The 9250-nt window shown below is 61.6% G+C and carries 10 protein-coding genes; 3 read left to right on the forward strand and 7 right to left on the reverse strand.

What is annotated here, in order from left to right:
* The first annotated feature begins 398 nt into the window (after positions 1 to 398).
* Positions 399 to 1850 (forward strand): Na+/H+ antiporter NhaC family protein, encoded by a 1452-nt coding sequence (locus WBV42_RS15805; protein ID WP_423986872.1) that lies wholly within the window; start codon positions 399 to 401, stop codon positions 1848 to 1850.
* A 14-nt stretch (positions 1851 to 1864) separates the two neighbouring features.
* Here the strand turns inward: WBV42_RS15805 and WBV42_RS15810 are convergent, their stop codons facing one another.
* A complete protein-coding gene (locus WBV42_RS15810; protein ID WP_423986881.1) occupies positions 1865 to 2617 on the reverse strand; it encodes a TIGR04282 family arsenosugar biosynthesis glycosyltransferase in 753 nt (250 codons plus the stop codon).
* A 68-nt stretch (positions 2618 to 2685) separates the two neighbouring features.
* Here WBV42_RS15810 and WBV42_RS15815 point away from each other — a divergent pair, with 68 nt between their 5' ends.
* Positions 2686 to 2886, forward strand: coding sequence for a hypothetical protein (locus WBV42_RS15815; RefSeq protein ID WP_423986873.1), 201 nt, complete (start codon positions 2686 to 2688; stop codon positions 2884 to 2886).
* A 35-nt stretch (positions 2887 to 2921) separates the two neighbouring features.
* On the opposite strand, the gene WBV42_RS15820 is transcribed toward WBV42_RS15815, so the two are convergent.
* The 4 genes from WBV42_RS15820 to aroC form a co-directional block, all read right to left on the reverse strand.
* Complete coding sequence (locus WBV42_RS15820) at positions 2922 to 3551, reverse strand: uracil-DNA glycosylase (RefSeq protein ID WP_423986874.1); 630 nt, start codon at positions 3549 to 3551, stop codon at positions 2922 to 2924.
* A gap of 100 nt (positions 3552 to 3651) precedes the next feature.
* On the reverse strand, positions 3652 to 4533 hold the full coding sequence (locus WBV42_RS15825; protein ID WP_423986875.1) for a DUF7504 family protein: 882 nt from the start codon (positions 4531 to 4533) through the stop codon (positions 3652 to 3654).
* A 387-nt stretch (positions 4534 to 4920) separates the two neighbouring features.
* Entirely contained in the window at positions 4921 to 5265 is a 345-nt protein-coding gene (locus tag WBV42_RS15830; RefSeq protein WP_423986876.1) for a HalOD1 output domain-containing protein, read from the reverse strand.
* Positions 5266 to 5321: 56 nt separating this feature from the next.
* Entirely contained in the window at positions 5322 to 6467 is a 1146-nt protein-coding gene (gene aroC, locus WBV42_RS15835; protein ID WP_423986877.1) for a chorismate synthase, read from the reverse strand.
* Positions 6468 to 6570: 103 nt separating this feature from the next.
* On the opposite strand from aroC, the gene WBV42_RS15840 reads away from it, so the two are divergent.
* Positions 6571 to 7134: a hypothetical protein gene (locus WBV42_RS15840; protein ID WP_423986878.1), complete on the forward strand. Its 564-nt coding sequence runs from the start codon at positions 6571 to 6573 to the stop codon at positions 7132 to 7134.
* Here the strand turns inward: WBV42_RS15840 and aroA are convergent, their stop codons facing one another.
* Positions 7135 to 8424, reverse strand: a complete 1290-nt coding sequence (aroA, locus tag WBV42_RS15845; RefSeq protein ID WP_423986879.1) for a 3-phosphoshikimate 1-carboxyvinyltransferase — start codon at positions 8422 to 8424, stop codon at positions 7135 to 7137.
* Positions 8425 to 8517: 93 nt separating this feature from the next.
* Positions 8518 to 8970, reverse strand: coding sequence for a universal stress protein (locus WBV42_RS15850; RefSeq protein ID WP_423986880.1), 453 nt, complete (start codon positions 8968 to 8970; stop codon positions 8518 to 8520).
* Between the last annotated feature and the right edge of the window lie 280 nt (positions 8971 to 9250).

Below are 9250 nucleotides of genomic sequence, written 5' to 3' on the forward strand. Positions count from 1 at the left end.
GCTATCTTCGTCGGTATCGGTATTCTATCCGGTAGGTGGGGCTTCGATGTCGAGACGGATTCGTCCAGTCAAACGGTTTCTACCGTTCTCGTCGTGATTGCCTTGGTGGCCTTTATTCTGGGTTTCGCACTGACTGTGGCCTGATTTTCTTCACGAGAGATCGTACCAGCTACCCACCTACGGGATCTCCCGCCAGAATCCAACTGACCTGTTTTCGATCCGGGCGCAATAGGTCGCTCTGCCATCCCACCACGGTTGGCTCTACTCGGCACCGCTTCTACGTACCGTCGGTCTCGGCTCACGGACGTATCCAACGCAACGAATTGCGAGGCTGAAATATTATCCCAAGACATCGTACCATAAGCGTTTAATTCTCCAGGTGCATTTTCCGGGGTACGATGCCATCATTGGATTTCGAGCCGATGACGTACGAGGAGTTGCCGGAGGAGCGGCGACCCACGTTCAAACAGGCGCTTTTACCCGTCCTTGCGACCATCGTCTTTCTCGCGGTCGGGTCGGCGTGGCTTGGGATGGACCCACACATGCCGTTGCTCTGGGCCATCACGTTCACCGGCCTCGTCGGATACTACGTCTTCGGCTACTCCTGGGAGGAACTGTACGATGGACTCACCAACAGTCTGATGATGGGCTTGCAGGCGATTCTCATCCTGTTCTCGATTTACGCGCTGATCGCCACGTGGATCAGTTCCGGCACGATTCCGGGGCTGATGTACTACGGACTGCAACTACTCTCCCTGTCCGTCTTCCTGCCCATAACGGCGATACTGTCGGGACTCGTCGCCTTCTCTATCGGGTCGTCGTGGACGACGGTGGGGACCCTCGGCGTGGCGTTCATCGGTATCGGGTCGGGACTCGGGATTCCCGCGCCGATGACCGCCGGAGCGATTCTCTCCGGCGCGTACGCGGGTGACAAACAGTCGCCGCTCTCGGACACGACGAACCTCGCGGCGGCGGTGACGAACACCAAACTGTACGACCACATCAACCGGATGCGAACCGGGACGCTGCTGGCGTTCGGCCTGTCGGTCGTCCTCTTCGCGTTCTTCGGTCTCCAAGCGAGCGGTGGCACCGAGGGCGGCAAGGCCGCCGCCATCCAGCACGCGCTCTTGGGCACGTACTCCATCTCACCGCTGGTGTTCGTCCCGCTGGTCGTCACCTTCGGACTCGCGCTCTACGGCTATCCCGCCCTCCCGTCGCTCATCGCGGGCATCTTCTCCGGCGCTGGGACGGCCATCCTCGTGCAGGGGATGTCGTTCACGGCCGCGTGGAACGTCGCCCTGAGCGGAACCGCACCCAAAACGGGGATGAAACTGGTCAATAACCTGCTCGCCAACAGCGGCATCAGCGGGTCCGCGTGGACAATCGCAGTCGTCGTGCTCGCGCTCGCGCTCGGCGGACTGCTGGAGAAGACCGGCGTCCTCGCCACCCTCGCGTACTACCTCTCCCGGGGGCTCAACAGCACCGGTCTGCTGGTCTTCGGAACCGGAATCTCGGCCACGTTGACGAACCTGCTCACGGCCCAGCAGTACATGAGCATCGTCGTCCCCGGCATGACGCTCCGGAACGTCTACGACGAACACGGGCTGGACAGCAGCGAACTCTCGCGGGCCGTCGAGGCCGCTGGGACGCCGACGGGTGCGCTCATCCCGTGGCACGCCGGAGCCATCTACATGGCAGCGGCGCTCGGCGTGCCCACGCTCGACTACATGTGGTTCTACTTCTTCGGCATCCTCTCGCCGGTCATCCTGTTCGTGATGGCGGCCACTGGCTGGCGGATCGGATCGGAGGATTCGAGCGAAAAACCGAGTGCCGTCGCGTCGGCCGACTGACGAACCCGCTCCTGCTACCGAACTACCGTCCGTTTTCCGTCCCGCTCCTCGACGTGAACGCCGAGTTCGTGGAGATACGACGCCGTGTTGACCGGGACGATTCGCTCGGCAGCGATGCGCGAATTGAGAAGCGGAATCAACGAGCACAAATCTGCTCCCGTCTCAACGCTCGTCATCGCTGGCAGGTAGTCCACGTCGTGACCGGCATCGACGGCGCGCTGGGTTGCCGTTTCGAGCTCCGGCGGCGTGTACACGTCCGCAAAGTCGATGGTGTCCGTCGCGCCGAGATAGTAGAGTCGCCCGTCCGCGGCGGGGCCGAGGACGACCTCGCTCCGCCGGAGTTTCATCGCCGCGCTGTCGATCTCCTTTCGCGTGAGCATCGGTGCAGTTCCATCGACGATAGCGACCGTAGCCACCCCTTCCTCTTCGAGCAAGTGCGTCGCCGTGTTTCCGGCGCGTCCGGAGAGCGTCTCCCCGACCTGGACCTCGAAACGCACGTCGTCCGTCCCTTCCAGCGCCTCGTCTGCGAGCGCGCGTAGCTCCTCCTCGGAACTTTCGTCGCCCGCATACTCGTCCGGAATCGCCTCGTCGGGACGGTAGTTGACGAGCAGTTCGCCGCCGCTGTTCGCCACCGCGACGAAGGTGTCCTTCAACATGGCGGCGTACAGTTCGGCCGCCTCGCTCGCGGAGAGCGGCGACGTTTCGGCGAGTTCCGGGAGGACGAACCCTTCGCGTGGCGGGTCGGCCAACACGGCGATGGTGGTCATACCCGCCCGTCGGTTCGGGAGCGCCTTGAAAGGCACCATTTTATGCCTCCACCGACCCGATTTCGACCATGGACTGGACGAAACCCCTCGGTCTGCTCGGTGTCGTTGTTCTCGCGCTGCTCGTCATCGGCGCGCTCGTCTCCCTCGTCATCAACACGCTTTCGGGCACTGCAACAATCGTGACGGTCGCGCTGCTCGTCGTCCTCATCGCCGGGGTCGCACACGTCGGCGGTCGGTCGAAGCGCTGGCGGCAGAACCCGTACTGGTAACCGATTCGTCCGTTTCTTGCCTCCTTCTCTCTCGATTATCGACCTTGTCGTCCCTTCGTCTGGCGATAATCCGTGTCCATCAACTCGTGGAAGTGCTGAACGAACGCTTCGGTCTGTTCTTCGGTCTGGTTTTCCGGCCGAATCATCGGGACGAGTTCGAATCCGCGTCCGCGAATCGTCGTCGCGTGGTCCGCCACGATGTCGATGTCGGCCGCCGGTTTCGTCGTGTATTCGGTCGCGATTTCCGCGAGCGCGCCCTCCCCGATGGGGACGAGGATTTCCGGGTTTATCATCCGTATCTCGGCGTTCAGATACGGCTCGCAGGTCATGATTTCGCCGTCCGTCGGTCCGCGCTCAGGATGACGACAGCGGGTCACGTAGGTGAGAAACGCGTTCTCGATCTCCGGTTCCTCGGCGTCCGGCGGGGATTCGTTCAATCCGAGTCGTCCGAGAATCTCCTGTAGTCGCTCCCCCGCCGCGTCGCCGGTGAAGGGAACGCCGGTTTCGTCCGCACCGTCGCCGGGCATCTCGCCGACGAACAGGAAATGGGCGTCCACGTCGCCGTAGCCGTGGACGACCTGCTCGCGTGTTTTACACAGATCGCAGTTCGTGCAGGCTTCATCCATCCCAAACGGGTTCGAGCGTTCCTCCTGCTTCGCGTTCATACCCCCGCTTGTGTCGCGAGCCTAAAAGGGGCTACTCCTCGACGAGCGCGAGAAACGACTCCGCCCATCGTGCACCGTCCCGAACGGAGACGCGATGGTTTCACTCGTCGTAGTCGATGAGGCCCGCTGAGTCGAGTTTCGGGAGGTGAAGCTGATACAGCGTCGAATAGTACTTGCGGTGTTGGTTATGCGTCGATCCTCCGCCCGGTCCGAGGCGAGCGACTGCGGTCGCCAATTCGCTGATGTCGACCGCATCCTCGGTGTCGAGGAGGTACCGAAGCACGTCACGTCTGCGTCTCGAACTGAGTGCCTCGAATAGGGTATCGAGCGGCGGTCCGTCCCGGGGCGTCTGTGGACGAGCCACGTCGTTCGTGCCGTTCAGTTCGACCGTCTCGTCCACGAGCGCCCGAAACGGAGCGACTGCTGAGATATCGACCGCCGAGATATCTGACGATTCCTCACAATAGAAGTAGCCGACTGCGTCGGCATCCGTGAGAAGGTTCGAAACGGCGTTGAAGAACGGAATCATCTCGTGGAGCGAAACGTGTTCGGTCGGGGTGGTGAGCGAGTCGAAGACGAGCACCGTCTCGCCGTCCGACGCCGCCAGTGCGGATGCCATCGCCTCCCGAACTCCGTCGAGGTCGTTCGGCCGTTCGACGGTTTCGACGACTCGCGCGGATCGTTCGTCGGGCGGGGTATCCGCCGTCGAGTCGTCCGCCATCGAGTCGTCCATCGTCGATTCGTCCGCCGTCGAGCGCATCGTTCGCCCGACTTCGATGATCCGAACGAACTCCGGAACCGTTCCGGTACGTCGTCGCCACGCTCGCAGGAACGAATCGGCGGATCGGTCGTACGTCACCGCGACCAACGCGTCCGTCTCGTCGTAGAGGGATGAGTGACCGTTCGTCCGTTCGCAGTCAGCGGCGGACGCATCGACGAGGACGCTACTTCCGGTCTCGAAGTCGTGATCTGTGTCGGTCATGGACGATACGTTCGACGATTGTTCGACTCGTCCGATACCCGCTGGAGGTTGGATACTGTGTGATATATCAGTATTATGGGTTAATATTGGGGCGGCAGATGTTTTTTCGACCGTCCACAACGCCGAAGACGGCGTTGTGGACGGCGGTTCTCTCCGTCCGCGAATTCGGGTGGCATCGGCGATTTCATGGGTATTTACAGCGACATTGCTATACCAATATTACCCTTGTTACCGTAGTACCAATGCTATCCGTACACGCCATACGCATCAATTCGTAATAAATTTGTCCGTGAATAAATATAGGCGGACCGAATCTGGCTTCGTGCGCGAGCGGACGATTACCGGTTGTCGCTTCCGATACTGTGTTCGTGGAATGGAACGCCGGTATCAGTGTCTCACCGTGTTGGGAGTTTCACGAACGAAGACGTGTCCGTTCGAATGAGCGAACACGGTGAGTCCGTCGAAGGGTAACACGATGTGACCGTCCGTTCGTTCCTCTCCTTGGTAGGTATCGGCGAAGAGTGCGTCGAGCGCATCCGGATCGACTACCTCCATCAACGGGATTCGGGTGGCGGTCGGGTCCACGTTTCGAATCGCGGCAATCGATTCGATGACGACTTCGCTGAGCACTCTCGATGTGGTATCATAACAGGTGTGGTATCCACGAGGATTCGATGTGACGAGCGTCGGCCCTCGTTCTCCGTTGTCACCGCCCGCATTCGTTCTATTCATCTACGATACGATGATATTCTCTCCCTCAAACGTTATAAAATTACGTCCCGGGACGACTACTCGGGGCGACTGGGATGGTAGTCGGTATCGTACTCGCCGGGTTGTGCGTCCAGTCGGTCGGGGTTGATTCGACCACCGAGGAGCATGAAGTCCACGAGGGTCAACGCGAGCATGGCTTCGACGACGGGCACGCCGCGCGGCGGAAGGACGGGGTCGTGTCGGCCGATGACTTGTACTTCCTTCTCCTCGCCCGTCTCCCAGTCGACCGTGGTCTGGGTCTTCGGAATGGACGTCGGTGCGTGAAGCGTGACCTCGCCGTAAATCGGTTCGCCGGACGTGATGCCGCCCTGAATCCCGCCGTGACGGTTCTCCACGGGTTTCGGATCCTCGTTTTCGTCGAACTCCCATTCGTCGTTTCTGTCGTGGCCTGCCCATTCGCGCGACTCCCGCCCGAGTCCGAACTCGAAGGCGGTGGACGCGGGAACCGACATCATGGCCTGTCCGAGCCGTGCTTCGACGGAGTCGAAGCGCGGTGCACCCAATCCACGCGGGACGCCACGGGCCTCGAAGTAGATCGACCCGCCGATGGAGTCTCCCTGTTCCTGATAGTCGTCGATCAATTCGTGCATCTCCTCGGCGGCGTCGGGGTCGGCACAGCGAACCTCGTTCTCCTCGCTGTGTTCGAGCATCTCCTCGAACGTCACGTCGTCGGCCCGAACGTCGCCGATCTGGTTGACGTGGGCTTTCAGTTCGACGCCGACCGACGAAAGGATTTTCTTGGCGACCGCTCCGGCCGCGACCCAGTTTACCGTCTCGCGCGCGGACGACCGACCGCCGCCGCCCCAGTTTCGTGTGCCGAACTTCGCGGAGTAGGTAAAATCGCCGTGGCTCGGGCGCGGCGCGGTGATGAAGGGTTCGTACTTCCCGGACTGGGCGTCCTTGTTCTGGATGACCATACCAATGGGCGTTCCGGTGGTGTAGCCGTCCTGAACCCCGCTGTTGATCGTTACTGCGTCGGGTTCGTTTCGACTGGTGGTTATCATCGACTGTCCGGGTTTGCGCCGATCCAGGTCGGCCTGTACGTCCTCCGTCGAGAGTTCGAGACCGGCGGGACAGCCGCTGATCGTGACTCCCATCGCCTCGCCGTGGCTCTCGCCGTACGTCGTCACCTGAAAGAGGCGTCCGAATCGATTTCCGTTCATAACCGTGTCTGTGTGACCGGGGCATTTAGAGGTTACAGACCGCGGAACGTTTCGCCACGACGGCCGAAAGAAAATTTATACCCGGAACCCCAACACGGAGGCGATGAATCGGCGTCGCTTCCTCGCTTTGACGGGGTTCGCTGGCAGTCTCGCAGGCTGCATTGGCCGCCTCCCGTTCGATGACGAGGACGCCTCGAAACCGGTGAGCCTGCGCGTTCGTAACTACTTCGAAGAACGGCGGGTCGTCACGGTGACGATAAAAGGAAATCGGGGGAAGAAACGATACAAATCGGATTTCTATCTCTTTCCTGGCTGGGTCGCAAACCGGCGAAACATCCTCGAAGCAGGCACGTACAAAGTGAACGTCCAACTCGACAACGGAATGTGGCGCACCGCGGAGTGGACGATGGAGGGCTGTGACACGAACGTCATTCTGGTCGATGCCGGTCAGGACGGTGTCGGCATCACCTCGACGTGTCAGAAGCAGACGACCACCGAGACGGAGACGTCTTCCGGAAACGAGACGATGTCCGGAAACGAGACGATTACCGAGACGATGTCCGGAAACGAGACGACGTCCGGGAACGAACCGGTCACCGAGACAGAGATGCCCGTCGGAAACGAGACCACTGAAACGGGAACGTCCGAATCGGGGACGACTTTCTGATTACCGCTGCACGTCGCCGCCGAGGTCGTAGAGCACCTCGAAGAAGTCGGGAAACGACACGTCGACGTGTTCGGCGTCCGCTATCATCGTCGTCCCGTCGGCCGCGAGACCGGCGACGGCGAGCGCCATCACGATCCGATGATCCGCGTGGCCGTCCACGATGGACCCGACGAGGTCGGACTCGCCGCCGTACACGGTGAGTGCGTCGTCCTCTTCCTCGACTTTCGCTCCCAGGTTCGAGAGTTCCTTCGCCATCACGGTCACGCGGTCGGTCTCCTTGTAGCGGACGTGCTCGCAGTTCTCGATGCGCGTCTCGCCGTCCGCGGAGGCACCGAGCGCCGCGATGGTCGGGAGCAGGTCGGGCGTGTCCCCGACGTCCACCGTCGTCCCCGAGAGCGACGACTGTTTGACCGTCAACACGCCGTCGTTCCGGTTCCAATCGACGTCCCCGCCCATGTCCTTCAGCACGTCCACGATGTACGTGTCGCCCTGTGCACTCGGATACGCGCCCTCGATTTGGACGCTCTCGCCGTCCTCGGCGGCGATAGCACCCGCCGCGAGCAGGTAGGAGATGGACGAGAAGTCGCCGGGGACGTGATACTCCCCGTCGCTCGGTTCGTAGAACTGACCGCCAGCGACCGAGTAGCCGTCCGCTTGCTCCTTCGCGGTGACGCCGAAGTCGGAAAGCAGTTCCAGCGTGATGTCCACGTACGGTGCGGACTTGAGTTCGGTCTCCAGTTCGATTTCCACCCCGTCCTCGGTCAGCGCCCCCGCCATCAGCAGGGACGAGACGTACTGGGAGGACACGTCGCCGGGAATCGAGACCGTCCCGCCCGACACCGGGCCCTTGATGACGAGCGGTGCCTTCCCGTTGTCGCGGCTACTTTCGCCCCTCCCGCCGAGTTGCTCGATCGCCGAGAGCATCGGTCCCTGCGGCCGCGAGCGGAGCGAGGCGTCGCCCGTCAACACGGTGATGCCATCGACCAGCGCCGCGGTTCCCGAGACGAGTCGCGTAGTTGTCCCGCTGTTCCCGCAGTCGAGCACGTCCGCTGGCGTCCCCGGTTCGCCGCCGAAGCCGTCGATTTCGATCGCTTCGCCGGTATCCGTCACGTCGCCGCCGAAGGCTTCGACGGCGCGCATGGTCGCCTTCGTGTCCGCACTGATCAGCGGGTCGAACACCAGCGCGCCGCCGGAACAGCCCGCCGCGAGGATTGCTCTATGTGTGTAACTCTTCGACGGCGGTGCGCGCGCCGTCCCCGTGAGGTCCGATTGGGAGATTTCGACATCCATGTGCGGGTCGTCTACCCGAACGGGTATCAGAATACCGCTCCGGAAAATATTTTCCTGAACCTATCGAAAGGCTGCTATTTGGTGACGGTACCGCTACCTGACGATGGTTACCGGAACCGTCGCCCGTCCCGCCACGTTCTTCGCGACGCTGCCGAACAGCGTTTCGAACCGCTCGGACGCGCCGCGGTGGCCGACGAAGATGGCGTCGTAACCGTTGTCGTCGGCGTACTCCGTGATCTCCTGTACCGGTTCGCCGTACAGTAATCCGGTATCGAGGTCCGTCCCCTCGCGCTCGGCGGCCGCCGCCGCATCGTCCAGTAGTTCCTGTCCGTGCGTTTCGGCGTCCTCGACGTTCGACAGGATGAGATCGCGGTTCGCCTCGGCGAAACTCGTCGGCGGTACGTCGTCCGCCGCGATGATTTCCTCGGGAACGACGACGTGAATCGCCGTCACCGATTGTCCCGTGCTCCGTGCGAGGTCGAGTGCGTACCGGAGCGCGTCCATGCTCGCCCCCGACCCGTCGATTGCGACCAGATATCCCCCCATGGTGACTGGTAGTTCGTCGTGTAGGAGGATGTGGATTTCGGTGATACGATTCCGGGAACCGAAATAAAAGCTAGTAGATTTTGCGCAATCGTAATAATTGTTTATCTTCGATCAGAAAACTTATGCAACCAGAAACTCGGCTTTCGAACATGAAACGCTCGAAGTGGGTAACCTACGGGTTGTTTTTCCTCGGTGTATTCCTCATCGTCGGGGGAGTCGTGGCCTGTATCGGGGCGTTCGACCACCAGTTCGCGCTCGATTCCTCGGCGAAGAGCCAGCC

This window comes from Haladaptatus sp. (genome assembly GCF_049589095.1).
Taxonomy (GTDB): domain Archaea; phylum Halobacteriota; class Halobacteria; order Halobacteriales; family Haladaptataceae; genus Haladaptatus.